The sequence below is a fragment of the Microbacterium sp. NPDC055442 genome (assembly GCF_053644215.1).
In genome coordinates, this window is sequence record NZ_JBSHLF010000002.1 from 207,588 (window position 1) to 233,170 (window position 25,583).

General features: G+C 67.6%; 22 protein-coding genes and 1 tRNA gene. 11 read left to right on the top strand and 12 right to left on the bottom strand.

Annotated elements, in window-relative coordinates:
- Positions 1 to 45 precede the first annotated feature (45 nt).
- Together ACWIBS_RS05460 and ACWIBS_RS05465 are read right to left on the bottom strand one after the other, a co-directional pair.
- Positions 46 to 603 carry an HdeD family acid-resistance protein gene (locus ACWIBS_RS05460; protein WP_376126094.1) on the bottom strand — a complete coding sequence of 186 codons (558 nt, stop codon included), beginning with the start codon at positions 601 to 603 and terminating at the stop codon, positions 46 to 48.
- A gap of 109 nt (positions 604 to 712) precedes the next feature.
- Positions 713 to 1,633, bottom strand: a complete 921-nt coding sequence (locus tag ACWIBS_RS05465) for an AEC family transporter (protein WP_376126091.1) — start codon at positions 1,631 to 1,633, stop codon at positions 713 to 715.
- A gap of 90 nt (positions 1,634 to 1,723) precedes the next feature.
- Here ACWIBS_RS05465 and ACWIBS_RS05470 point away from each other — a divergent pair, with 90 nt between their 5' ends.
- Positions 1,724 to 1,918: a type II toxin-antitoxin system VapC family toxin gene (locus tag ACWIBS_RS05470; protein ID WP_376126089.1), complete on the top strand. Its 195-nt coding sequence runs from the start codon at positions 1,724 to 1,726 to the stop codon at positions 1,916 to 1,918.
- A gap of 216 nt (positions 1,919 to 2,134) precedes the next feature.
- Positions 2,135 to 2,683 (top strand): OsmC family protein, encoded by a 549-nt coding sequence (locus ACWIBS_RS05475; RefSeq protein WP_376126087.1) that lies wholly within the window; start codon positions 2,135 to 2,137, stop codon positions 2,681 to 2,683.
- A gap of 63 nt (positions 2,684 to 2,746) precedes the next feature.
- Here ACWIBS_RS05475 and ACWIBS_RS05480 read toward each other — a convergent pair whose 3' ends face one another.
- Complete coding sequence (locus ACWIBS_RS05480) at positions 2,747 to 3,292, bottom strand: dihydrofolate reductase family protein (protein ID WP_376126084.1); 546 nt, start codon at positions 3,290 to 3,292, stop codon at positions 2,747 to 2,749.
- Positions 3,293 to 3,532: 240 nt separating this feature from the next.
- On the opposite strand from ACWIBS_RS05480, the gene ACWIBS_RS05485 reads away from it, so the two are divergent.
- The 3 genes from ACWIBS_RS05485 to ACWIBS_RS05495 all read left to right on the top strand — a co-directional run bounded on the left by ACWIBS_RS05485 (position 3,533) and on the right by ACWIBS_RS05495 (position 6,952).
- Positions 3,533 to 5,602: a M14 family zinc carboxypeptidase gene (locus ACWIBS_RS05485; RefSeq protein WP_376126081.1), complete on the top strand. Its 2,070-nt coding sequence runs from the start codon at positions 3,533 to 3,535 to the stop codon at positions 5,600 to 5,602.
- Positions 5,603 to 5,691: 89 nt separating this feature from the next.
- Positions 5,692 to 6,129, top strand: a complete 438-nt coding sequence (gene arfB, locus ACWIBS_RS05490) for an alternative ribosome rescue aminoacyl-tRNA hydrolase ArfB (protein WP_376126078.1) — start codon at positions 5,692 to 5,694, stop codon at positions 6,127 to 6,129.
- Between the two features lie 67 nt (positions 6,130 to 6,196).
- Complete coding sequence (locus tag ACWIBS_RS05495) at positions 6,197 to 6,952, top strand: hypothetical protein (RefSeq protein ID WP_376126076.1); 756 nt, start codon at positions 6,197 to 6,199, stop codon at positions 6,950 to 6,952.
- 8 nt (positions 6,953 to 6,960) lie between these two features.
- Here ACWIBS_RS05495 and ACWIBS_RS05500 read toward each other — a convergent pair whose 3' ends face one another.
- Positions 6,961 to 7,218 carry a DUF6458 family protein gene (locus ACWIBS_RS05500; protein WP_376126073.1) on the bottom strand — a complete coding sequence of 86 codons (258 nt, stop codon included), beginning with the start codon at positions 7,216 to 7,218 and terminating at the stop codon, positions 6,961 to 6,963.
- A gap of 144 nt (positions 7,219 to 7,362) precedes the next feature.
- Here ACWIBS_RS05500 and ACWIBS_RS05505 point away from each other — a divergent pair, with 144 nt between their 5' ends.
- Entirely contained in the window at positions 7,363 to 7,947 is a 585-nt protein-coding gene (locus ACWIBS_RS05505) for a dihydrofolate reductase family protein (RefSeq protein ID WP_376126071.1), read from the top strand.
- Between the two features lie 3 nt (positions 7,948 to 7,950).
- On the opposite strand, the gene ACWIBS_RS05510 is transcribed toward ACWIBS_RS05505, so the two are convergent.
- The 3 genes from ACWIBS_RS05510 to ACWIBS_RS05520 are packed head-to-tail and all read right to left on the bottom strand — an operon-like array spanning position 7,951 to position 11,127.
- Positions 7,951 to 8,712: an SGNH/GDSL hydrolase family protein gene (locus tag ACWIBS_RS05510; RefSeq protein ID WP_376126068.1), complete on the bottom strand. Its 762-nt coding sequence runs from the start codon at positions 8,710 to 8,712 to the stop codon at positions 7,951 to 7,953.
- Positions 8,713 to 8,731: 19 nt separating this feature from the next.
- Entirely contained in the window at positions 8,732 to 10,066 is a 1,335-nt protein-coding gene (locus ACWIBS_RS05515) for an MFS transporter (protein WP_376126065.1), read from the bottom strand.
- A 29-nt stretch (positions 10,067 to 10,095) separates the two neighbouring features.
- Positions 10,096 to 11,127, bottom strand: a complete 1,032-nt coding sequence (locus tag ACWIBS_RS05520; RefSeq protein WP_376126063.1) for an LLM class flavin-dependent oxidoreductase — start codon at positions 11,125 to 11,127, stop codon at positions 10,096 to 10,098.
- A 74-nt stretch (positions 11,128 to 11,201) separates the two neighbouring features.
- On the opposite strand from ACWIBS_RS05520, the gene ACWIBS_RS05525 reads away from it, so the two are divergent.
- On the top strand, positions 11,202 to 11,840 hold the full coding sequence (locus tag ACWIBS_RS05525; RefSeq protein WP_376126060.1) for a phosphoribosyltransferase: 639 nt from the start codon (positions 11,202 to 11,204) through the stop codon (positions 11,838 to 11,840).
- Here the strand turns inward: ACWIBS_RS05525 and ACWIBS_RS05530 are convergent.
- Complete coding sequence (locus ACWIBS_RS05530; RefSeq protein WP_376126057.1) at positions 11,830 to 13,503, bottom strand: DUF885 domain-containing protein; 1,674 nt, start codon at positions 13,501 to 13,503, stop codon at positions 11,830 to 11,832. The two genes, ACWIBS_RS05525 and ACWIBS_RS05530, sit on opposite strands and share 11 nt — an antisense overlap.
- A 1,235-nt stretch (positions 13,504 to 14,738) precedes the next feature.
- Positions 14,739 to 17,372, bottom strand: a complete 2,634-nt coding sequence (polA, locus tag ACWIBS_RS05535; RefSeq protein ID WP_376126054.1) for a DNA polymerase I — start codon at positions 17,370 to 17,372, stop codon at positions 14,739 to 14,741.
- A gap of 47 nt (positions 17,373 to 17,419) precedes the next feature.
- Between polA and ACWIBS_RS05540 the strand changes: the two genes are divergently transcribed.
- Entirely contained in the window at positions 17,420 to 17,857 is a 438-nt protein-coding gene (locus tag ACWIBS_RS05540; RefSeq protein WP_376126051.1) for a hotdog fold thioesterase, read from the top strand.
- Here ACWIBS_RS05540 and ACWIBS_RS05545 read toward each other — a convergent pair.
- Together ACWIBS_RS05545 and ACWIBS_RS05550 are read right to left on the bottom strand one after the other, a co-directional pair.
- Entirely contained in the window at positions 17,848 to 18,534 is a 687-nt protein-coding gene (locus ACWIBS_RS05545) for a hypothetical protein (RefSeq protein WP_376126048.1), read from the bottom strand. The two genes, ACWIBS_RS05540 and ACWIBS_RS05545, sit on opposite strands and share 10 nt — an antisense overlap.
- Before the next feature lie 74 nt (positions 18,535 to 18,608).
- Positions 18,609 to 19,229, bottom strand: a complete 621-nt coding sequence (locus tag ACWIBS_RS05550; protein ID WP_376126045.1) for an ANTAR domain-containing response regulator — start codon at positions 19,227 to 19,229, stop codon at positions 18,609 to 18,611.
- 55 nt (positions 19,230 to 19,284) lie between these two features.
- Between ACWIBS_RS05550 and ACWIBS_RS05555 the strand changes: the two genes are divergently transcribed.
- From ACWIBS_RS05555 to ACWIBS_RS05565, 3 genes are all read left to right on the top strand, one after another.
- Positions 19,285 to 19,367: transfer RNA gene (locus ACWIBS_RS05555), tRNA-Leu, on the top strand.
- 317 nt (positions 19,368 to 19,684) lie between these two features.
- Positions 19,685 to 21,847: a YhgE/Pip domain-containing protein gene (locus tag ACWIBS_RS05560; protein ID WP_376126042.1), complete on the top strand. Its 2,163-nt coding sequence runs from the start codon at positions 19,685 to 19,687 to the stop codon at positions 21,845 to 21,847.
- A complete protein-coding gene (locus tag ACWIBS_RS05565; protein WP_376126039.1) occupies positions 21,844 to 24,018 on the top strand; it encodes a YhgE/Pip family protein in 2,175 nt (724 codons plus the stop codon). The genes ACWIBS_RS05560 and ACWIBS_RS05565 overlap by 4 nt, the downstream gene beginning before the upstream one ends.
- 82 nt (positions 24,019 to 24,100) lie before the next feature.
- Here ACWIBS_RS05565 and pyk read toward each other — a convergent pair whose 3' ends face one another.
- Positions 24,101 to 25,543 (bottom strand): pyruvate kinase, encoded by a 1,443-nt coding sequence (gene pyk / locus ACWIBS_RS05570; protein ID WP_376126037.1) that lies wholly within the window; start codon positions 25,541 to 25,543, stop codon positions 24,101 to 24,103.
- Positions 25,544 to 25,583 lie beyond the last annotated feature (40 nt).

The window sequence follows — 25,583 nt, forward strand, 5'->3', positions numbered from 1 at the left end:
ACGGTCCCCGGCGTGCGCCGAGGACCGTTCACACGAGAAGCCGTGTCAGGCGATGCTCTTGAAGGTGAAGGCGCGGATGACCTGCACGATTCCCAGCACCACGAACGAGATGCCCAGCAGCAGCCAGAGCACCATCGAGCCCCACAGCGGCGAGAACAGCAGGACGATGCCCGCGATGATGCTGAGGATCGCGAAGAAGATCGTCCACGCCTTCGATGCGGCGTCGGCGAGGGTCGTGAGCGAGATGATGCCCTCGATGATCCAGGCGATACCGACGAACAGGCCGAGGAACAACGCGAACCAGGCCGTGGCGGTCGCGAGATTCAGCAGCGCCACGATGCCGGCGATGATGTACAGCACGCCGAGCAGGATGTGGCCGACCCGCGACCATCCGCCCTTCGTCTTGGAGAAGATGCCGAGACCCGCGTAGACGAGGCCCGCGGCGATCGCGTAGATGGCGATGATCGCGACGACGACGAACGCCGTCCAACCGGGCCAGACGAGGATGAGGACGCCGGCGATCACGGCGAGGAGGCCACCGAGGCCGAGCGCGGTGCGAATACCGTTGACGGCCGACTTCGCGACAGGGGTTTCCGTGGACATGGGAGTGTCCTTCCTGGGAGATTCCTGGAATAGGGGCGCCTGAAGTCTAGACCCTGACTTCAAGGTTTGATGCGGTGCGACGCAGGGCGTGTCGTGGCATCCGTTCGCGTCACGCGAGGAGGAATGTCGCGAGGAGGATGACGGGCACGCATCCGACCGTTGTGAGGAAGATCGTGTCGCGTGAGATGGTCTCGCCGACGTTGTAGCGCTGCGAGTAGTTGAAGACGTTCTGGGCGGTCGGAAGAGCGGCCAGAACGACGACGACGAGCACGTCGAAGTCCGGCATGCCGAAGACGAACTTGCCCACCGCCCAGGCGACGACGGGCATGACGACGAGCTTGAGGGCCGTCGCGAGCACGATGTCGCGGCGTCGACCCGACGCGCCGAGCACGCGCTGGCCGTACAGCGAGATGCCGTAGCTGATGAGCAGCACCGGCACGCAGGCGTTGGCGACGAGGATCGCGGGCTCCATCACGATCGGAGGCAGCTCGAGTCCGCTCACCGAGACGAGCGTGCCCAGCACCGAGCCCAGCACGATGGGATTGACGGCCGTGCGCCCGAGCGTGCGCCACAGCGACGCGCGCCCCGAACTGACGGCGTCGAGGATCGTGAGCGAGATCGGCGTGAAGATGAGCAGCTGCAGCAGGATGACCGGCGCGGGGAACGCGGCGCTGCCCAGCAGGTACAGCGAGAGCGGGATGCCGATGTTGTTCGAGTTCACCTGGCCCGCGCTCAGCGCTCCGATGAGGGTTTCGCCGACGGAGCGGCGCCAGGTCAGGCGCGCGATCACGACGTAGACCGCCATGACCGCGAGGGCGGCGATGGCCGAGACGGGCAGCAGGGCGGAGAAGAGCATCGCGACGTCGGCCTGTGCGAGCACGACGAACAGCAGGAACGGCGACAGGACGAAGAACGTCAGGCGCGCCAGCACCGGCCGCGCGTGCTCGCCGAGCAGATCTATGCGTCCCAGGATCCAGCCGACCAGGATCGCGACGCCGACCACGACGAATCCCGTCAGCGAGTCGAGCATGATTCGAGGGTAGGGGTGCCAGGAGCCGGGGCTGCAATCGCGTCCCACTCGGTGACGCGTCGACGCGGGCGAGGATTTCTTCCTGGCCTGGTGGCTATCATCGCCGTCGACGACACTCAGGCTGCGCTGGCATCAGCCGCGTGGCGTCGTTTCGGTAAAGGGCGACACGAAGCCGGCCTCACCTTCGGCGACTGCTTCTCGTACGCGTTGTCACGGCATCTGGGCGTCCCTCTGCTCTACAAGAGTCAGGACTTCTCGCGCACCGATGTCGCTTCCGCGATGTAGCCGATAATGCACATTATGTCAGTACGCGGATGACGTCTTCCGTTGCGTGCGCTCTCCCGCGCAACTCGCGCTGCGGGTTCTCATCGTCCAATGGTCCGTCCGCGAGTACTGACTGTGGCCGGTCATGATTACGTCGGGTCACCAGTAACCTGCGGTTGTGACCTCGTGTTACCGATCGCGCGCTTCCTCACGCTGGTCGGACCTAACGTGACCGATATGACTCTTCTCGACACCTCCGTCGCTCAGACCACCGCCGATGACCGTGCCGCACGGCTCACCGCCGCCGCTGACTCCTGGAACGAACGCATCGCTGCCGACGCCAACAGTGCCCGCCTCACTTACCGTGTCAGCGGAGAAGGATCCGGCTCGGTTGCGAGCGTCATCCGCGCGGGCAAGCATGAGTTCGTCGTCGACGAGCCCGCAGCGCTGGCTGGCGACGACGTCGCGGCCAGCCCCGTCGAGTACGCCCTCGGTGCGCTGATCTCGTGCCAGATCGTCGTCTACCGCCTCTATGCGCAGGCGCTCGGCATCCAGGTCGATGACATCCGCGTCGACGCCGAGGGCGACCTCGATGCGCGTCGGCTGTTCGGCATCGACGAGACCGTGCGCGCCGGGTTCAGCGATGTGCGCCTGAACATCCGCATCGACGGTCCCGAGACGCAGGAGCGCTACGACGAACTGAAGAACGTCGTCGACGCGCACTGCCCCGTGCTCGACCTCTTCGCGAACCCGACGCCGACCAGCATCACCGTCGCGAAGGGCTGATCGGCCGCCTCTCCCCCGTGTGGACGATCATCATGGTCGCATGACGTCGGTCGTCATTTTCGTTCATCGATTCGGGACGTAGGTGAGCGCGACGGCTCCCGAGTCGAACTCCACGCGACCCACGAGCGCGAGATCCAGCGGTGCGGGCAGCCCGTCGAACAATCGCGGACCGTGTCCCGCGATCCGCGGCAGCACGATGAACTCGTACTCGTCGATGAGGCCCCACCCCGCCAATGCCGTCGGAAGCGTCACTCCACCCGTGTAGAGGCTCTCGCCGGGCATCTCCTTCAGCCGCTGTACTTCCCGTCGCAGATCGCCGCGAAGAAGCTGCGCATTCCAGTCGACTGAGGTCAGAGACGAGGACACGACGAACTTCTCTGCGGCACCGATCGTCTCCGCGAACGGGTGGGTCCATTCAGGCATGTCGTCCGATATCGGGGCCCGCCAGGCACCCTCCATCATCTGATAGGTCACGCGACCGAGGATCAGGGCGTCGGCACGTGCGATGATGTCCGTCGCGTAGCGGTGGCTTTCCGGATCGGGAACCCCCTCCCGATGGTCGACGCAGCCGTCGAGCGTGACGTTTATGGAGTACCTGAGCGTGCGCATGCGAGGAGACTACGATGCGGATGCTGCGCGATAAAGGCCGCGTGCGCAGCATCCGATCACGGCGAGGCCTCTGCCGCTGCTCGCCGAATTGCACAGCCGCTCCGCCCGCGTACGAAAGATGACGTTCGGAGACGTCGCGTATCGCCGTGTTACGAGCGCCTTGAGCCGGCTTCGCCGCGCTCCCTAGCGTGACGAGGGCGCTCCTCCCCCTGAGCAGCGACTCGAGAAAAGGACTCCCCCATGTCACGCCACTCCACCCGTGTCACCGCGCTCGCGGCCACGGCCGCACTCGCCGTCGGCGGCATTCTGATCGCGCCCGGCGCGGCATTCTCCGCCGAGGACGACGACGTCCGACTCTTCACGCTCGACGGCGACGACAGCGCGGCTGCGGGTGACCTGGACGTCATCGGATCCGACGCGCACGGCCTCATCGTGCTCGGCGACGCGAGCACCGAGGCACTGCTCGCGGACCGCGGCGTCACGCCGGTCGCCGTAGCGCCGTACGCCGCAACGATCGGCGGCGACACTGCAGCCGTCTTCCGCGCGGCCCGCTCCGCTGTCGCCGCGACGAACTACCCGGTTCCCGAGCGTCTCTCCGGCACGGAGTACGAAACGTACTTCGGCGGATACCGCACGGTCGATGCGTACACCGAGTTCGCGCACGACATCGTCGAGGCCTACCCCGAGGTGGCCGAACTCGTCGACTTCGGAGACTCGTGGCTGAAGACCCAGGACCGCGGCGGCAACGACCTGCTCGCCGTGCGCCTCACGGCCGACGTCGCCGACCAGCCCGCGCCGACGGACGGGCAGGAAGGTCGTCCGCGCTTCGTGCTCGTCGCCCAGGCGCACGCGCGCGAGGTCATCACGAGTGAGCTCGCGTGGCGCTACGCGACCGAGCTGCTCGACGGCTACGGCTCCGACCCGCAGGTCACGGCACTGCTGGACAGCACCGAGGTCTGGATCAACTTCCAGAACAACCCCGACGGTGCCGAGCTCGTCGAAACGGCGCTCGCGACCTCTCCGGTTAATGCCAACGGTGACGCCACTCCCCCGAACACGTCGAAGGCGTGGCAGCGCAAGAACGTCAACGACACGCTGTTCGCGCCGACCAGCGACAGCTGGAGCAGCCAGCAGCCGGGTGTCGACCTGAACCGCAACTGGGCCTTCCACTGGGCCGAGGCCTCGACGAGCTCGAACCCCAACGCGGGCACCTATACGGGTGTGGCACCGCACTCCGAACCCGAGATCCAAGCACTCTCGGGCCTGCTCACCGACCTGTTCGGCTCGTTCACGGCCGAGAACACGCAGGCGGCGCCGGATACGCGCACCGGCACGTACGTCAACCTGCATTCGTACTCCGACTACGTCATCTACCCGTATGCCTACTCGGCCACCGATGCCGTTCCGAACCTCGAACCGATCAAGGCGAACGCGTTCCGCCAGTCGTACGCCAACGGGTTCGCCACGGGCAAGGCGGGTGAGATCCTCTACAACAACTCGGGCAACGACATCGACTGGATCTACTCGCAGCTCGGTGTGCCCGCGTACACCTACGAGATCGGCACGTCGCGCACGGGCGGATTCTTCCCGTCCTACACCCGCGTCGACGAGTTCTGGAACAAGGTCGCTCCCGGCATCCGCTATGCGGCCGAAGCCGCCTACCAGCCCTACACCGCGGGCCTGGGCGGGGTGATCGACCACGTCGCGGCTGATCGCGCCGAGAACGGCGATATCACGATCACCGGCGTCGCCAGCGATGACCGTTACGGCGCCGAGCCGCGGTCGGCCGAGCGCCGCCCGGCCGTCACCGACATCGTCGCCGTCGAGGCGGCGCTCGCCGCCGACCGTGCGTCGATCGGTGAGACCGCGCCGCTCACGCTCGACGGCACGGGGCACACGGTGGGCTTCGCCGGCAGCATCCCCCTGACCGCCGACAACGCCGACGACCGGTCCGTGTTCGTCAGGGCCAAGAACGGCAGCGGTCAGTGGGGTCCGTGGCGCGCAGCCGTCGCACCGGCGCAGCTCCCCGTGACGGTCGAGGTCACCCCGCGCACTCTCGCCGGCAAGGGCTATGTGTCCATCGCCGTGACCAACGACGCGGACGTTCCGGTCGACGTCGTCGTGACGACAGCCTTCGGCGGCAAGTCGTTCGCGAAGGTCGCACCGGGCAACACGGCGGCTGTCTCGGTGAACACGCGCCTCGTGCAGGTGCCGGCTCACTCGACCGACGTCTCTGTCTCGGGCGTGGTCAACGGCCGCGCCGTCACCGAGACCGATTCGACCTGGCACCCGGCGTACAGCACGCGCTGACGCCGACACCGAAGGGAGGGGTGCGCACCCGCGCGCCCCTCTCCTCTGTCGTTGGCACCGTGCCCACGCGGCAGGGGGATGATGGATCCATGCCCGCCGCTCACCGCCCCGGTCTTCGGGTCGACTCGAGGATCACGATTCCCGAGTCCGAGCTGTCGTGGCGCTTCTCCCGATCGTCCGGTCCCGGCGGGCAGGGTGTCAACACCGCCGACTCCCGGGTCGAACTCGTCTGGGACGTCGCCGGCTCAGCCGTTCTCTCGCCGCTCCAGCGCGAGCGGGTGCTCGACCGGCTGAGCGGGCGGCTCGTCAACGGCGTGGTCACGGTCGTCGCATCCGAGTATCGCGCGCAGCTGCGCAATCGGGATGCCGCGCGCACGAGGCTGGCAGAGCTCGTGGCCGACGCGGTTCGCCCGCCCGCGCGTGCGCGACGGACGACGAAGCCGACGCGAGGCTCGAAGGAGCGGCGCCTGGCGCAGAAGAAGCGCCGCACCGACGTCAAGAAGCTGCGCCGTCCGCCCACGGACTGACCGTCGGTGGAGAGCGGCACCGTGCCTGGCGGCGGCGGCACTGCGACAGTGTGCGACGATGCTTGCGATGGACGAGACGACCCGAGAAGAGCTGCGGATGCTGCGTGCCCGCGCCTACGGGCGTGAGGCCGACATCGATGTCGACCCCTCGGCGCAGCACCGGCTCGAAGAGCTCGAGCGCCTCGCGCGACCGACGCAGCGGCGGACCGATACGGACGAGCACGTCGACACGACGGATCCCTCGCGAGAAGACGCGCCGGTCGTCGAGGTCGTACCGGCTGCTGCGGAGAGCTCCCTGCCGTCCGCACCCGGTGACGACATCCCTCCCCGGCCGTCACTCCCCCGGCGCACGCTCGCGCTGTGGATCGCCTCCGTCGTCGTCGCGCTGCTGGTGGGCGTCGCGGCGACGGTCGGGGTCTCCGGCATCTCGGCCCTCGGCGGCGGCAGCGTGCGGCAGGTCGCGACGCTGCACGCGATCGACGATTTCGACTGGCCCGAGTTCGTCGGGGTCGCCGGTACGGGCTCAGCCGGCTACGACGACTTCTACGGCCTCACCCCGCTGCGCCCCAGGGGCGGGTACTTCGCCGGCGGCGTCGAGCAGGAATGCCTGCTCGTGGTGTTCACCGAGGACATCGAGACGGGCGCCGAGTACCCGCAGGGCGGCATGTTCTCGGGCTGCGGCACGGGCGCCTTTCCCGCGACGCTGCAGTTCCCGGTAGATGCGGGCCTGCCCGACGAACTGCGGGAGCGGTTTCCCGAGGGCAGCGCCCTGCAGTTCGTCCTCGACGGCGACCGTGTCGTCGTCTTCTCCGACGCCGGATGAACGGCGGGTCAGATCACGTCGTCGTCGGCCCGCGTCGTCCGACGCGTGACCTGCTCGCCCACGGTGGGATCGACCGAGGTGCGGGTCACGGAGTCGGTCTGCCGGCGACGGGCCAGCAGAATCAGCCCGATGATGAACACGAGCGCGCCCGCTCCCATCAGGATGTAGCCGATGAGGTCGAGATTCACCCACTCCACCTCGACGTTGACGGCGAACGCGAGGATCGCGCCGACGACGAACAGCAGTACTCCGGCACCGATGCTCATGATTCTCCCTCCCGGAACGCGTGACGTGTTCCGTTCTCGACCGATCGTCCGGGATGCCGCACCTCACGCCAACCGCTTGACAGGCCGTCCGCCGGTCGATTAGGGCGCGGTCTCGTGTCGGCGGCGGGCGCTAACGTGTCCGCCATGACACGCGCCATCTTCTCCACCGCGACCACGCTCAACGGCTTCATCGCCACCGACGACGACTCGCTCGACTGGCTCTTCGCGGCGCCCGGCGGCGAGGGCGGCGATGCCGATTTCCAGTGGTTCCTCGACGGCATCGGCGTGCTCGTGCAGGGGTCATCGACCTACGAGTGGGTCGTGCAGCACGAAGATCTGGTCGCGCACCCCGAGAAGTGGCCCGCATATTACGGCACGAGACCGACTTGGGTGTTCACGACTCGCGATCTGCCGTCGATTCCCGGGGCTGATGTGCGCTTCGCGTCCGGCGATGTGCGGGAATCCTGGCCGGCGATCGTCGAGTCGGCGGGCGACCGCGACGTCTGGATCGTCGGGGGCGGCGACCTCGCGGGGCAGTTCGCCGACGCCGGGTTGCTCGATGAGGTCCGGCTCTCGGTCGCTCCTGCGACGCTGCGGTCGGGCAAGCCGCTGCTGCCGCGTGCCCTGGGCGCCGACGTGCTCGAGCTCGTCGCCGTCCGTCAGGCCGGTGCGTTCGCCGAACTCACCTACTCCGTGCGGCGGGTGCGCCCCACGGAGGAACCTCGATGACCCTCAGCCCGGCGACGGGGCGACCTCGGTCCAGGCGCCGAACTTCGGCTCGCGGCCGTCGCCCGACGAGGTGCCCGAGAGGCGGCGCCGCAGCCACGGGCCGACGTGCTCGCGATAATAGGCCGCGCCGCGTGCCCCCGTCGCCGCGGCGGTGGGCAGCGACCACCACTCCTGGGGCGGCTCGAAGCCGAGCGCCGTGAGCACGCGCGCGGCGACCCGGTGGTGCCCGCGCGAATTCATGTGCAGCCGGTCCTCCGACCAGTACGGCGCCGTGGACAGCTCGAGGTCGGGCCAGTTGAGGGCCCGGACGATGTCGCGTCGATCGGCGATGTGCGCGACGACAGCGGCCGACAGCACATCACCGCGCCGCTGGATGACCCGCCGCAGCGGCAGCTGTCCGGACGGGTTCGCGCCCGACAGCAGGATCAGCCGCACGCCCTCCTCGTCGCACCGGCGGATGACCCTGTCGAAGGCCGACAGCACGTGCGCCATGCTCGTGCGCGGGCGCAGCATGTCGTTGCCTCCGCCGTTGAACGACAGGTGCGTCGGCTTCAGGGCGAGTGCGGGTTCGAGCTGCTCGTCGACGATGGGCCACACGAGCTTGCCCCGGATCGCGAGATTGGCGTAGGAGATCGGCCGGCCCGCGGCATCCGCCCACCCTTGAGCTGCGAGGTCGGCCCAGCCCCGAACACGACCGTCGGGAAGGTCGTCGCCCACGCCTTCGGTGAACGAGTCGCCGATGGCGACGTAGCGAACGGAGGTCACCGCACCAGCGTACGGCCGCTCACCGGTCATCGAGTGCGCGTCCGCGCCGATCGACGAGACCCCACGCGGCGGCGGCCGCCACGATGAAGAACACCGCGAACAGCACGAAGAGCAGCGGCGCCCCGCCCGCGAGGAGCAGCGGCGGCACGCTCAGCGGCGCGATGATCGACGCGATTCGCCCGACGCCGGCGGCCCATCCCGATCCGGTCGCGCGCAGCGACGTCGGGTACATCTCGGGTGTCACGGCGTAGAGCGCTCCCCACGCGCCGAGGTTGAAGAACGACAGCGCCATGCCCGCCGCGATCACGGCACCCTCGGTCGTCGCCGTGCCGAAGAAGACCGCCGCGGTGGCCGAGCCCACGAGGAACACCGACAGGGTCGCCCGGCGACCCCACACCTCGATGAGCCACGCGGCCACGGCATAGCCGGGCAGCTGCGCGAGCGTGATGATGAGGGTGAACCCGAACGAGCGCACGAGGTCGTAGCCCTGCGAGACGAGGATCGACGGAATCCAGATGAAGGCGCCGTAGTACGAGAAGTTCACGCAGAACCACACGACCCACAGGCTGAGGGTCCGCACGCGGAACTCCCGCGCCCAGAGCGCCCCGAGACGCGACGAGAGCGAGGTCGCGACAGGGGCGTCCACGACGCTGAGGGTGACGGTCGGTGAGGCGACGCCGGCGGAGCGCTCGAAGGAGCGCACGATCTCCTCCGCACGCGCGTGCTTTCCGCGCCGGTTGAGCCACCGCGCCGACTCAGGGAGCCCCCACCGCACGATGATGGCGTAGGCCGCGGGGATGGCGCCGAGCGCGAACGCCCAGCGCCAGCCGTCATCCGAGCCGGGGATCACGAGGAAGCCGATGAGCGCCGCCGCAGTCCACCCCACGGCCCAGAACGCCTCGAGGATCACGATGAGCCGCCCGCGCATGCGCGCCGGGGCGAACTCGCTCACGTAGGTCGATGCGACGGGCAGCTCCGCGCCGAGTCCGAGTCCGACGAGGAATCGCAGCACGAGCAGCGCGGCCAGACCCCCGACGAGCGCGCTCGCCCCCGTCGCGAGGCCGTAGACGAGCAGCGTCGCGGCGAAGACCTGGCGGCGCCCGAATCGATCGGCGAGCAGGCCGCCGACACTCGCCCCGATCGCCATGCCGATGAAACCCACCGACGCGATCCACGCCGTCTCGCCCGGCTGCAGCGACCACTGCGCGGCCAACGCCGCGATGACGAACGAGATGAGGCCGACGTCCATCGCATCCAGCGCCCAGCCGAGCCCCGACCCGGTGAGCACGCGCAGGTGACGCTTCGTGAACGGCAGTGCGTCGAGACGCTCGGGGATCGTGGCGGCATCGGTCATATCGTCATGCTACGGATGCCGCGCACGCCTCACGACAGCATGTCGCGCACGAGCGGGACGACTTTCGATCCGTACAGCTCGATCGAGCGCATCATCTTCTCGTGCGACAGCGTTCCCGTCGAGAACTTCATGTCGAAGCGCTGCACGCCGAGCGTGCGCACCGTGTCGGCGATCTTCCGCGCCACCGTCTCGGGTGAGCCGGCGTACACGGCGCCCTCCGGTCCGACGTCGTGCTGGAATCGCAGTCGGTTGTAGGCGGGCCACCCGCGCTCGCGCCCGATGGTGTTGTTGAGGGATTCGAAGCCCGGGTAGGCCTCGTCCCACGCCTGCTGGTCGGTTTCGGCGACGTGTCCCGGCGAGTGCACGCCGATCGGCAGCGTCTCGCGGCCGAACGATGCGAGCGAGCGGTGGTACAGGTCGACGAACGGGCGGAAGCGTCCCGCCGGTCCGCCGATGATGGCGAGCATGAGCCCGTAGCCGTATCGCGCCGTGCGAACGACGGACTCGGGTGATCCGCCCACCCCGACCCATGCCTTGAGGCCGTTCTCGGTCTTGGGGTAGACGTCTGCGTCCTGCAGCGCCGCGCGGGTCGTGCCGTTCCAGGTCACCGGCTTTTCGGTCATGAGCTGCGAGAAGAGGTCGAGCTTCTCGTCGAAGAGCACCTCGTAATCGCTCAGGTCGTAGCCGAACAGCGGGAACGACTCGATGAACGATCCGCGACCGAGGATGACCTCGGCGCGTCCGTTCGAGACGGCGTCGAGCGTCGCGAACCGCTCGTACACGCGCACGGGATCGTCGCTCGAGAGCACCGTCACCGCGGTTCCGAGATGGATCGAGGACGTGACGGATGCTGCCGCCGCGAGCACGATCTCGGGACTCGATACGGCGAACTCAGGACGGTGGTGCTCCCCCACGCCGAAGAACGACAGCCCGACCTCGTCGGCGCGGACCGCCTGGGCGACGACCTGCCGGATCGTCTCCGCGTCCGACACGGGCGCGCCGGTCTCATCCGTCGTGATGTCGCCGAACGTGTCGAGTCCGAACTGGATATCCGTGGTCATGCGTGCACTCCTTCATTCACATGAATGCAAACCGATCCCCTTGCCGGCGCATTCCCGCGGCGTAGAGTGGGCGCGTGGCCATCTTCGCGGATCGGGTCGATGCCGGCGAGCAGCTGAGCGACGCGCTCACCACGTGGGCGCGGACGGATGCGGTCGTGCTCGGCATCCCGCGTGGCGGCGTCGTCGTGGCCGCTGTCGTCGCGCGGCGACTCCAGCTCCCCCTCGATGTCGCGGTCGTGCGCAAGCTCGGTGCTCCCGACCGCGAGGAATACGCCGTCGGCGCGATCGCCGAGGGCGTTCGCATCGTCCACGACGACGTCCTGCGGGACGGAAACGTGACTGACGAGCAGCTCGCGAGCGTCGAAGCGCGCGAGCGGATCGAGCTCGATCGACGGAGCCGGGCGTTCGGGGCGGCGCCGCTCGACCTCACCGACCGCACCGTGCTCATCGTCGACGACGGCGTCGCGACGGGAGCGACGATGAACGCCGCCTGCCGGTCGGCGAAGGCCCGCGGCGCGGCGCACGTCGTCGTGGCGGTTCCCGTGGCGCCGCGCACGTGGCGACCGGATGCTGCCGCCGACGAGTTCGTCTGCCCGCATCGCGAGAGCGAGTTCTGGGCTGTCGGACCGTTCTACGACGACTTCACCCAGACGAGCGACGACGAGGTCATCCGGCTGCTGCGAGACGATCCGTCCGGCATGGTCAGCGACTGAGCGCCGAACGCAGCGTGTCCAGCCCCACACCGCCGACGTCGAGGGCGCGCTTGTGGAACGCCTTGATGTCGAACGCGTCGCCTTGGCGGGTGCGCACGTCGTCGCGCAGCTGCTCCCAGATGCGCTGACCGACCTTGTACGACGGTGCCTGCCCGGGCCAGCCCAGATAGCGGTTGACCTCGAACTGCACGAACTCGTCGGGCATGTTGACGTTGCTGCGCATGAAGTCGAGCGCGTAGTCGTGGTCCCATGTGCGCTGCCCGTCGAGCCGCGGCTTCTCGAGGTGCACGCCGATGTCGAGCACGACGCGGGCGGCGCGCATGCGCTGGCCGTCGAGCATGCCGAGCCGGTCGGCGGGGTCGTCGAGATAGCCGAGCTCCTGCATGAGGCGCTCGGCGTACAGTGCCCAGCCCTCGGCGTGGCCGCTCGTGCCCGCGAGCAGGCGGCGCCACGAGTTGAGCTGCGCACGGTTGTAGACCGCCTGCGCGATCTGCAGGTGGTGGCCGGGAACGCCCTCGTGATAGACCGTCGTCAGCTCGCGCCACGTGTCGAACTCGGTGACGCCCTCGGGCACCGACCACCACATGCGGCCGGGGCGCGAGAAGTCATCGGTCGGACCCGTGTAGTAGATCCCGCCTTCCTTCGTCGGTGCGATCATGCACTCGAGACGGCGGATCGGCTCGGCGATGTCGAAATGCGTGCGCCCGAGCTCGTCGACGGCGCGGTCGCTCGTCTGTTGCATCCAGGTCTGCAGCGCCTCGGTGCCGTAGAGCTTGCGCGACGGGTCCTGCTCGAGCAGGGCGACGGCCTCTTCGACGGATGCACCGGGGGCGATCTCGTTCGCGATCGCGGTCTGCTCGGCCACCATGCGGGCGAGCTCTTGAATCCCCCACTCGTAGGTCTCGTCGAGATCGATCGTCGCCCCGAGGAACCGACGCGAGTTGAGGGCGTAGAGCTCGCGACCCACGGCGTCCTTCTCGGTCGCGGCCGGCGCGAGCTCGGTCGAGAAGAAGTGGGCGAGGGCATCGTAGGCGACGCGCGCGGCGCCCGCCCCGTCGGCGATCTCGCGCGCGAGCGACGCGGGAAGCTGCCCGTCCGCCGGGGCCGCCTCGGCGGCGAACTCCGCGAAGAACCCGTTGTCGGCCGTGTAGCGCGCGATCTGGGTCACGCACTCGACGACCTGGCGACGCGCGGGCACGACCCCCTCGGCGATGCCGGTGCGCAGCGTCTCGATGTACCCGTCGATCGCGGCGGGCACGGCGCCGAGCCGCGTCGCGATCGTCGCCCAGTCCTCGGTCGTCTCGGTCGGCATGAGGTCGAACGTCGAGCGGATGTCCTGCACGGGCGAGGCGATGACGTTGACGTCGCGCAGGTGCTGCCGCGCCTCGTGCAGCTCGAGGTCGAGTTCGAGCTCGCGCGCGAGGTCTTCTTTCGTGACGGCGTCGATCTCGTCGGACGGCTCGGTGCGGCGCAGTTCCGCGAGCGTTGCCCGCGTCGCCTCGACACGGGCCTCGTGGCCGGCGGGTGAGAAGTCGGCGAGTCGGCCGTTGTGTTCGAACCGGCCGATGTAGGTCGCGACCGACGGGTCGAGCTCGGCGTAGGCGTCCACCCACGCGTCGGCGATCTCGTCGATCGGGGTGGGGGTGCGTGCAGTGTCGGTCATGGCATCGAGCCTAGTGCGGGCGCAATCCTTGGTCTTTGGCGCCAGGGTATTGCCCGACTCCGCCAGTCGGCACGCTGGACGCCTATTCTACGGAACCGTCTGGTAAGGAGTCCAGGGAATAGCCTTGAGCGAGTATGAGCCCGAAGCTTGATAGCCGAGTCCCGTCCCCGACGTGCGGTAGTTGCCAGCGCCGCAGTTCCCACTAACCGTCACAATATGCAAAATGACGGGTGACCCGTTGTAGACAGCGTTGGTGAAGGAGCACAGCGCTGTCCCTCGCACCAGCCCGGCATCCGCACCCAGTTGTCCTGTCGGGGACGATGCGCCCGTCGTACGCTTGACGTGCACTCCCCCGTATGCTGTGCTTCCTGTGTTAGTGGTGTAGGCCCTTGCCTGATACGAAGTGGGGCTACCGAACGTTTGCCAACTGGAGTATGTAATGGCGTGGGCGGCGCCACTTCCCAACCCGACTATCAGTCCGGCAAGCAGAGTCACTCCAAGCCCGACGCCCACTCGTCGTCTGGCACGATCATTCATGGTGCGGTCACTTCTCATCGGATTCTCCCTCGCCCACGATCGCGCCACCGACCTTGAACTCGCCTACTTGCGTGACGCCATCTGTCAAATAGACGGGGATCATGCGGGTCGTTGGCTGCAGTTTTGCGGCCTCCTCGGGGGTTAGTTCCTCGTCCATCCGAGGTGCAGCGAGGTCAGCTGTGTAGACGTACCCGATCTGTCCGTTGGTTGCGATCGCTTCAACAAGAACGAGTCCCTCAGCCTCGCCTCACTGCCCATACGATTGTCCACCTTCGTTGGTGCCGATCGCTCCTGGGATTGCGCTCACGGCAGGCGTGGGAGCGTCATATGTGCGGTCGATCGGTTGCGACGCCGAGGTTCTATGGGGCTTTGGCACGTGATCCACTGTGGGCTCGGTCACCGCACTCACGGCCAGAGTGCCAATGACGAATCCTCCAAGTGCCATGCCAACCCCCGCGAGAATGAGTTTTCGCATCAGATTCCCGTTCGGCGTAGCTGACTGGGCGATGCGGTTGAGACTAGCGACCTCCACAATTGGCGAGCAAGATCAAAATGGGAACTGCTGCGAACAGGGTGAACGATGGGCGCGTCCCGTGCGCAGCCTTCGTGATGGTTTCGAGGGGAGGAGCAAGAGGTGGATGCCCTCCGCAATGACGCTCGCAATGAAGGGCAGATCTGTCGTTGAGCGAGCGGTCGTGCTAGTGGCCGGCCTCGTTCCAGTCCCCGCCCCGGCCGATCTGCACATCGAGGGGCACGGACAGCTGCGCAGCATCCCCCATACGCTCGCGGACGACGCGTTCAGCGGCATCCCACTCCCCCGGGGCGACCTCGACGACGAGCTCGTCGTGGATCTGCAGCAGCACGCGCGAGGTCAGACCCTCGGCATGGAACTCTTCGTGGATGCGGAACAGTGCGACCTTCATGATGTCGGCGGCGCTGCCCTGAATCGGTGCATTGAGCGCGGCGCGTTCGGCGTTCTCGCGCAACACCCGGTTGGGGCTCGCCAGGTCGGGGAACGGTCGACGGCGGCCGAAGATCGTCTCGGTGTAGCCGTCGATGCGCGCCTGCTCGACCGACGAGCGCAGATAGTCGCGCACGGCGCCGAAGCGGGCGAAGTACTCCATCATGAGCTGCTTCGCCTCGGACTGATCGATCCTCAGCTGCTTCGACAGGCCGAACGCCGACAGACCGTAGACGAGTCCGTACGACATGGCCTTGACCTTCGTGCGCATCTGAGGTGTCACGTCGGCGGGGTCGACCGAGAAGACGCGTGCGCCGACGAAGCGGTGCAGGTCCTCCCCCGAATTGAACGCCTCGATGAGCCCGGGATCTTCGGACAGGTGCGCCATGATGCGCATCTCGATCTGCGAGTAGTCCGCCGTCAGCAGGGTGTCGTAGCCGGTGCCGACCTGGAACGCCGAACGGATGCGCCGGCTCTCTTCGGTGCGGATCGGAATGTTCTGCAGGTTAGGGTCGGTGCTCGACAGACGCCCCGTCTGGCTGCCGGTCTGCAGATACGTCGTGCGGATCCGCCCGTCGTCGCCGATGGCGGCGTCGAGCGATTCGATGATCTGTCGCAGCTTCGTCGCTTCGCGGTGCTGCAGCAGTTGACCGAGGAAGGGGTGCGGATTGCTCTCCTGCAGATCGGCCAGCACAGCGGCATCCGTCGAATAGCCGGTCTTCGTCTTGCGGGTCTTCGGCAGCTGCAGCTCTTCGAAGAGCACCTCCTGCAGCTGCTTGGGTGAACCGAGGTTCACTTCGCGGCCGATCGTCGCATACGCCTCCTGCGCGATCGCGTCGGCGCGTGCGGCCAGTTCGGCGGAGAACGAGGAGAGGTTGTCGTGCGACACGGCGACGCCGGCGAGTTCCATGTCGGCGAGGGTCAGCAGCGTCGGCAATTCGATCTCGTCGAGCACGCGGGTGACCGGCGCGGGAAGCTCGGCCCGCAGCGCCTCGGCGACACGCAGGATGAACCACGACAGCTGCCCGGGCGTGGCCCCCTCGGTCTCGGGGACGAGCTGGGTGGGGTCGGCCTCGGGAAGCTTCTCGCCGAGGTAGCGGTCGACGAGATCGGCGAGCTTCTTGTCGGGAAAGCTGGGGCGCAGCAGCCATCCGGCGAGGATGACGTCGAAGGCGAGATTGCCGACGGCAAGACCCGCGCGGCGCAGCGCCTTGACCTGCGGCTTCGCGTCGGCGTAGACGGCGTCGTCGGCATCGGCCAGCCACGGCGCGACCGCCGCGGCGACGTCGGGAGACCACGACACCTCGACGACCTCGTCGGCGCGCGCGAGCCCGATGCGATGCGGCAGCCCGCCCTCGGTCGTGACGGTCACACCGACGGCGCCTTCTTTGTCTGCCAGCCACGCCGCCAGGTCTGCAGCGGACAGCTCGCGCACGGGCGGCATCTCGGGTGCCGGGGTCGTTGCGGATGCCGTGGCCTGCTCACCTGCTGCCTCGAAGACGCGCGGCAGGAGCGTGCGGAACTCGAGCCTCGCGAAGATGTCACGCACGGCCTGGGCGTCGATCGGCTGCACTTCGAGATCAGCGGGGCCGACGGGGAGCTCGACGTCGCGCAGCAGCCGGTTGAGCGCGCGGTTGCGGCGCACGGCGTCGATGTTGTCGCGCAGGTTGCCGCCGACGACCCCCTTGATCGTGTCGGCTCCGTCGAGCAGCGCATCGAGCGAGCCGAACTGCGTGAGCCACTTCACCGCCGTCTTCTCGCCCACCTTGGGTACGCCGGGCAGGTTGTCGCTCGTCTCACCGACGAGGGCCGCGACGTCGGGGTACTGCTCGGGAGGCACGCCGTAGCGCTCGATGACGGCGTCACGGTCGTAGCGCTTGAGCTGCGAGACGCCCTGCACGTTGGGATAGAGCAGCGTGACGTCGTCGGTGACGAGCTGGATCGTGTCGCGGTCGCCCGAGCACACGAGCACCGAGAAGCCCGCTTCAGCGCCCTGCGTCGCGAGCGTCGCGAGAATGTCGTCGGCCTCGATGTCTTCCTGGAAGAGCACGGGGATGCGCATCGCCGCGAGGCAGTCCTGCAGCAGGGGGATCTGGCCCTTGAACTCGGCCGGGCTCTCGGACCGGTTCGCCTTGTACTCCGCGTACTCGCGGGTGCGGAACGATTGGCGCGACGTGTCGAACGCGACCGCGAGGTGCGTCGGCTTCTCAGCCTTGATGAGGTTGACCAGCATCGCCAGGAACCCGTAGATCCCGTTGGTGTGCTGGCCGTCCTTCGTCGTGAAGTTGTCGACCGGAAGAGCGAAGAACGCCCGGTACGCGAGCGAATGGCCGTCGACGACGAGAAGAGTAGGCTTTGCGGAGTCCGTCACCCTCCCAGCGTAGACGCGAGGTGCGACAGCGTCCGAAAGCGAGACCCATGCCAGAGCCCGTCTCCTCCCCCGCCGCTGTCGACGCGCACGAGTGGCTCACCGCACACGGGGGCGGCGCCCTCGCCGAGAAGATGGGCATGGAGTTCACCGAGTTCTCGGTGCAGCGCTGCGTGGCCACGATGCCGGTCGAGGGCAACACGCAACCCGTCGGGCTCATGCACGGCGGCGCCTATGTCGTTCTCGGCGAATCGCTCGGCTCGATGGCGGCGAATCTGCACGCCGGCCCCGGCCGTCTCGCCCTGGGCATCGATGTCAACGCGACCCACACGCGCGCGGCGACGAGCGGAGTCGTCACGGGCGTGTGCACGCCGATCCACCTCGGCCGGTCGATGACCGTCCATGAGATCGTCGTCACCGACGATCAGGGCCGGCGATGCTCGACCGTGCGCATCACCAACATGATCACCGAGCGACCTCAGGCCTGAGCCGCGGCATCCCGCTTCTGCTTCGCCTCGAACCGGTCCTGGCGGGCCTTCGTCGCGAGGATCGAGACGAGCAGCGCGAGTTCGAACGCGTTCGTGACGGCCCCGCTGTCGAGCGGGATCGGGACGGCGCTTCCCACCGTCATGATGACGGCGCCGACCAGGAGCCAGATCCACCCTTGACGGCGCCAGACGAAGAACCCCGCCAGGATGAGCGCCGCGGCGACGAAGAGCACCATGATCGGCGGGCCGGCGGCATCCGCGTCGGAATAGCTGAGCACCCCGTACTCGGTTCCGGGTTCCAGGGTCAGACCCGCGAGCACCGTGACGATCTCGAACACGATCAGCGCCGCGGTGATGACGACCGCCACGACGGCCGCGATGCGCGTGCGCGCCCACGGCTGACCGGCGCGCCGCACGGCGTGCCATGACCAGACGACGAGCAGGGGCGTCACGAACGCGTGCACCCAGAACCGTCCGGCGCTGAGCCCCTCGAGAAGCGCGCCCTCGCCGATCGCGGCCCCGGCGGCGATCACGGTGTTGTCGTAGACGAGGCCGCCCAGGACGAGAAGCGGCAGGTTCGCCGGTGTCAGCCAGCCGTGCCGCACCCCGAGGGCGATGCCCCAGGCGAGCAGCAGCACGTAGCCGGCGGCGAATCCGGTGAACAGTGCGGTATCCATCCGTCGACTCTGCCGACTTCCGCGAGCGGATGCGACGGCTCGACGCGCGCCGCGACGTCAGGCAGAATGCGGCGTCAGTCCTTCTTGGGCGCGAGCTGCTCGATGATGGCCTTCGCGACGTCCTGCATCGTGAGGCGGCGATCCATCGAGGCTTTCTGGATCCAGCGGAAGGCCTCGGGCTCGGACAGACCCATCTTCTCGTTGAGCAGGCCCTTCGCCCGGTCGACGAGCTTGCGGGTCTCGAAGCGCTCGACCATGTCGGCGACCTCGGCTTCGAGCGTGATGATCTGCTCGTAGCGGGCGAGGGCGATCTCGATGGCCGGCAGCAGGTCGTTCGGCGTGAACGGCTTCACGACGTACGCGAGGGCGCCGGCCTCGCTCGCGCGCTCGACGAGCTCCTTCTGGCTGAAGGCCGTCAGGAGCACGACGGGCGCGATGTGGTTCTTGCTGAGCTTCTCGGCGGCCGAGATGCCGTCGAGCTGCGGCATCTTCACATCCATGATCACCAGATCCGGGCGCAGCTCGGTGGCGAGCTGAACGGCGGTCTCGCCGTCGCCCGCCTCGCCGACGACGTCGAAGCCGTTGTCGCGGAGGATCTCGACGATGTCGAGGCGGATGAGCGATTCATCCTCTGCCACGACGACACGACGAGGTGCGGATGCGGGTGCCCCAACGGGCTGGTCGAGCTCAGTCACCATTGAATCCTACGGTATCGTCGTTCGCGGCAGCGCGCCGGCAGATCGCGCGTGCGCCGGTGTGGCGGAATGGCAGACGCGACCGACTCAAAATCGGTTGCCCGCGAGGGCGTGTGGGTTCGACTCCCACCACCGGTACTTCACTCGTCTTCGCGAGGTCCGTGAAGACGTCGACGGCGTCGGTCCGCATCCGCGGACGAACGGGTCGACCACGGGCCGCCGGGGAAAGTTCACCCCGGGCGTCACCCCGGGCTAACCCGGCTTCGATCCCAGTGTTTGCGCGGAATCTGCGTCGGGACCGGCGTTCGAGCCCGAAACACGGGCCTGATCGAATCGACCCAATGGATATGGTGGGCGCGGCGGACAGAGAGCCGATTTCGTGCGCCGATCCTCAGCCTTTGCGACTGAGTGCGAACAGTTGGGTATTCACGGGAGGCGACCGAAGTATGCGCAACGTGTGGCGTGTTTTCCTTCGCGATCTCAAGCGTTTCGGGCGGGTGCCCCTGGCGTGGGTCATCATCGGCGGAGCGCTCATCACGCCGTGCCTCTACGCGTGGTTCAACATCGTCGCGTTCTGGGATCCCTTCGACAACACGAAGAACCTCAGCATCGCCGTCGTCAATCTCGACGAGGGCGGTTCGACCTCGCTCACCGGCGACCTGAATGTCGGCGACCAGTTGGTGGCGCAGCTCAAAGACAACGACGATCTGGGTTGGCACTTCCTGTCCGAGGACGAGGCCATGGCATCGATCAAGAGCGGTGAGAGCTATGCCGCCTTCGTCGTGCCGGCGACATTCACGGCAGACCTGCTCAGCCTCACCACGGGCGACTTCACCCAGCCCAAGCTGCTCTACTACGTCAATGAGAAGCTGAACGGGGTCGCACCCGAGATCACCGACACGGGCGCCACGACCGTCCAGACGCAGATGACGGACGCCTTCACCAAGCAGGTCGCCAGCGCCGTCGCGACGGCGATCAAGACCGGCGGCGGGGTCGCCGAGCAGGACCTGCTGGATGCCGAGGCCAAGATCATCGACGATCTGGAAGCGGCTGCGCAGATCGTCGCGCAGACCCGTGACCACGTCGGGGAGCTGCAGACGGGGCTCCAGTCAACCCGCGAAGGGCTGCAGAGGGGCGTCGTCACTCTCTCGGACATCGACGGTGCGCTCGGCGGCGTCCAAGGCTCACTGAGCGACGTCCGTGCTCTTTCCGACAAGGCGCAGTCCGATCTTCTGCGCCTCGCCGGTGAAGCCACGACCGGCCACGTCATCGGATCCGCCGAGGTCGCGCAGGGCGCGGCAGCGGCCATCGCCGCGATCGGCAGGGTCACGGCCGCGACGGACTCCCTCTCGGCGGGTGTCGACGCGCAGCGCACGCTCCTGGGAGAAGCGTCCGGCCTCCTGTCGGGCCTCGACGACCAGCTCGCTCAGACCTCGGCAGCGCTCGCGAGCCTCGACGCGGACCTGGCCACGCTCGAAGGGGACATGGGTGCCGCCGTGACGGACCTGCGCGCCGTGGGCGGTGCGGCCGCGTGGCAGGAGCTGCAGACCCTCACGTCGCTGGATCCCGAGCAGATCGCGCAGTTCATGTCGACGCCGGTGGTCGTGGATCAGCACACCATCTTCCCGACCAAGACCTACGGGTCGCTGATGGCTGCCCTGTTCATCAACCTCTCACTGTGGATCGGCGCGTTCGTGCTGGTCGTCATCCTCAAGCTCGAGGTCGACGACGAAGAGGTGCCCGGTCTGACGGAGCGGCAGGGCTACCTCGGTCGCTGGATGCTGTTCGCTTCGATCGCCGTGATGCAGGCCATCACGCTCAGCATCGGCAACCTCATCATCGGCGTGCAGCACGTCAACCCGTTCGTCTTCGTCATCACGCCGATCCTGATCGGACTGAGCTATCTGAGCATCATCTATGCCCTCTCGGTCACGTTCGGCTACATCGGCAAGGGCCTGGTCGTGATCCTGGTGATCATGCAGATTCCCGGGGCTTCGGGGATCTATCCCATCCAGCTCATGCCGGAGTTCTTCCAGTCGCTGTACCCCTTCTTCCCGTTCACCTACGGCATCGACGCCATGCGCGAGGTGATCAGCGGCTTCGCGGGGCTCGCGTACTGGCGCTACATGGGAACGCTGCTGCTCTTCGTCGCCCTGGCGTTCTTCCTGGGGCTCGTGCTGCGTCGAGGCGTGTCCAACCTGACACGACTGTTCACACAGCAGGTCGGCGCGACGGAGCTGTTCACATCGGAGGCCGGCGCACCCTCGGGCCCCGGCTTCCGCCTGAACCACCTGCTGCGTGCGCTGGCGAACCGTGAGAGGTACACGCAGCGGCTGGCCAAACGCGCACTCCCCTTCGCGCGCTCCTATCGGAAGGTGCGCACCGCGATCATCGCGATCGGCTTGTTCGGCATCTTCTTCCTCGCCGGTCTGGCCATGATCTTCCCGGACGACAAGACCGAGTTCGTGGGTCTGTGGATCCTCTGGCTCGTGATCGTGTTCGCGGCCCTCATCACGCTCGAGTACATCCGCTACAGCCTGCGGCTCTCGACCGAGGTGAGTGAGATGCCTGACGCGGAGATACGTCGAGAACTCGCCGAAGTGGAGGCGCGCAAGTGAGCGGTATCTGGGAGCTGTTCCGCGCCGATCTGCGCCGCGCCACCAGCAACGTGATGTCGGTGATCGTGCTGTGCGGCCTGATCGTGATCCCGTCGGCGTTCACCTGGTTCAACGTCATCGGCAGCTGGGAGCCGTTCGACAACACGAAGAACCTGAAGGTCGCCGTCGCGAGCGTCGACGATGGGTACACCAGTGCGCTCATCCCGATGCACGTCAACATCGGCAGCATCGTCGAGTCGGCCCTGCGCGCGAACGACCAGCTCGATTGGATCATCACGTCGGAAGAGGATGCCATCGCCGGCACCACATCCGGCGAATACTATGCCGCGATGGTGCTGCCGAAGGACTTCAGCGAACGCATGCTGACGTTCTACACCGCGGGGTCTCAGCGCACGCAGATCGACTACTACACGAACGACAAATCGAATCCGCTCGCGCCTCTCATCACGAGCGAGGGGGCCGATGACCTCTCCGCGAAGATCAACGCGGAGTTCACCCAGGAGCTCAGCAACATCGCGCTCAGCCTGGTCTCGTCGCTGTCGAAGTCATTGAGCGACTCAGAATCGCAGGCCGCGTTCGCCCGCATCGAGGCGCACGTCGGTCAGGTCGGCGTGCAGCTGCGCGCCGCGTCCGGGACGGCGAGTATGTTCACCGCTCTGCTCGAGTCGAGCGTGCCGCTCGTGGAGAGCACGACGAGCCTGCTGGGTACGGTCGAATCCGAGTTCTCGGCGGCGACGGGCAAGGTGAAGGAAGGCCTCGCCGCTGCGCAGGAGGCGGGCGGCGCGATCGCGCAGGCCACGCAGGCACTGACGACGGCGTTCGAGGCCAGCAGTGCGCAGCTCGGCCGCTTCGAAGGCCAGGTCGACAGGATCTTCTCGGCAGTGGATGCGGATGCCGGTGCGACCATCGCCATGATCGACGAGATGTCCGCCCAGCTCGCCGACCTCATCAGCAAGCATGAGGCGTTGCGGGAACGGCTCGTCGACGATGTCCAGCCGAACATTCCCGAAGAGGACGCACCGGCGTTCGCGGCGATCATCGACAGCCTCGACGCCGCGATCGCGCAGGAGCAGGCACTCCAAGCGCGCCTGCAGGAGACCGCTGACGGAATCGCATCGGGCAACGCCGACGCCCAGCGGTTCCGCGGTCAATTCGACAGCCGGATCGCCGCGGCACAGTCGGCACTGGACAGCGCGAACAGCGTGTACGCGAACGACCTGAAGCCCACTTTCGACCAGATGGGGGCAGAACTCGCCGTCGTCGGTGCCGGGTTGGACGCCATCGGCGGGGACGTGTCCGAGGTCACGCGTGTGGCGGAGGGGGCGGCATCTCTCCTCGTGACCGCCGCGCAGGACAACCGGGCGCTCGCGGACGCGCTGGCCACGGCCGCCGACTCGGTGGACCGCGTGCAGGATGCGCTGTCCAGTGCCATCGACTCCGGCGACTTCAGCATGATCGGCAAGATCATCGGCACGAACCCCTCGGTTCTCGCCCGGGCGATCGCGCAACCCATCGGCCTGGACCGGATCGCGGTCTACCCCGTGGTGAGCTTCGGTGCGGGGATGGCGCCCCTCTATACCGTCCTGTCGCTGTGGGTGGGGGCTCTGCTCATGGCGGTGACACTGCGTGTGGCTCCGCCCACGCGTGCGTCCGAAGGTGGGCCGCAGCTCAAGCTCCACCAGCAGTTCCTCGGACGCTACGCGATCTTCGCGCTGCTGGGTCTGGCGCAGAGCACGTTGGTGTTCCTCGGCAACATCCTGCTCGTCGGGCTCGATCCGGTGCATCCGTTCCTGTTCATGCTCGTGGGGTGGACGACCTCGCTCGTGTTCACGTTCCTCATCTACACGCTGGTCGTATCGTTCAGCGACGCCGGCAAGGCGCTCGCGGTGTTCCTGCTCGTCATCCAGGTGGCCGGCGCGGGCGGTGCGTATCCGCTGTCGCTGCTGCCCGAGTGGTTCCAGAACGTCAGCCCGTTCCTGCCCGCCACGCACGCCATCGATGCGTTCCGGGCCGCGTTGGCGGGGATCTACCAGGCGGACTTGTGGATCTCGCTGGGCTGGCTGCTCGCGTTCATGGTCCCGATGCTCCTGCTGGGACTCGTGCTGCGCAAGCCGTTGATCGGCCTCAACGAGAAGATGGAAGGCATGCTGCAGTCCACCAAGCTCATGTAGGTCGCGCGTGCGCGTCTCGACGCGACCGACGACGAAGGCGGTCACCCCCCCCCGGGTGACCGCCTTCGTCGTTCGCCTGCCGCTACTCGCGGTAGATGGGTGCCTTGCCGTGCACGGCGTCGCCCACCTTGTGGATGCGGATGTCGTTCGTCGACCCGATGATCCCGGGAGGCGATCCCGAGATCACGACGACCTTGTCGCCGACGGCGGCGAGGTCGTTGGCGAGCAGGTAGTCGTCGACCTGGATGAACATCCGGTCGGTGTGCGGCACATGCTCGACGAGCGTGGACTGAACGCCCCACGTGATCGCCATGCGGCGGCGGATGCCGGGTTCGGGCGTGAATCCGAGCATCGGGATGCCGGGGCGAAGACGTGACATGCGCCGCGCCGTGTCGCCGGACTCGGTGAAGATGCAGAGGTACTTCGCCTCGACGAAGTCGGCGACCTCGAGCGCGGCGAGCGTGATCGCCCCGCCCTGCGTGCGGGGCTTCGTCGTGAACGGCTGGATGCGCTCCAGGCCGTGCTCCTCGGTGGACGCGATGATGCGGGCCATCGTCTCGACGACGACGACGGGATAGCGTCCGACGCTCGTCTCGCCCGACAGCATGACGGCGTCGGCGCCGTCGAGCACGGCGTTGGCGACGTCACTCGTCTCGGCGCGCGTGGGAACGGGGTTGTCGATCATCGACTCGAGCATCTGCGTCGCGACGATGACCGGCTTGGCCATGCGACGGCACAGCTCGACGGCGCGCTTCTGCACGATCGGCACGGCCTCGAGCGGAAGCTCGACGCCGAGGTCGCCGCGGGCGACCATGATGCCGTCGAACGCGTCGATGATCTCCTCGAGGTTCTCGACCGCCTGCGGCTTCTCGATCTTCGCGATGACGGGAACGTGGCGTCCTTCTTCGGCCATGATGACGTGCACGCGCTGCACGTCTTTCGCCGAGCGTACGAACGACAAGGCGATGAAGTCCGCTCCGGCCTGCAGGCCCCAGCGCAGATCGGCTTCGTCCTTCTCCGACAGCGCCGGCACGTTGACCGCGACGCCGGGCAGGTTGATGCCCTTGTTGTTCGAGACGGGACCGGCGACGATGACTTTGGTCGTGACGACCGTGCCGTCGGTCTCGATCACTTCGACGCGCACCTTGCCGTCGTCGATCAGCAGGAAGTCCCCCGGCGCGACGTCTTGGGGCAGCCCCTTGAACGTCGTCGACACGATCTCCTTCGTGCCGAGGATGTCCTCGGTGGTGATCTTGAAGATGTCGCCGACGGCGAGCTCGTGCGGCCCGTTCTCGAACTTGCCGAGCCGGATCTTGGGCCCCTGCAGGTCGACGAGGATCGCGACGGCGCGCTGGGCGTCTTCGGCGGCCTTCCGCACGTTGGCGAAGTTGCTCTCGTGGATCGAGTAGTCGCCGTGGCTCAGGTTCAGCCGAGCGACGTCGACGCCGGCATCGATGATCGCGCGGACCATCTCATACGACGAAGTTGCGGGACCCAGGGTGGCGACGATTTTTGCGCGTCTCATCCGTGCTTTCTTCCGTGGTGTGCGAAGTGGGGGGAAGCTT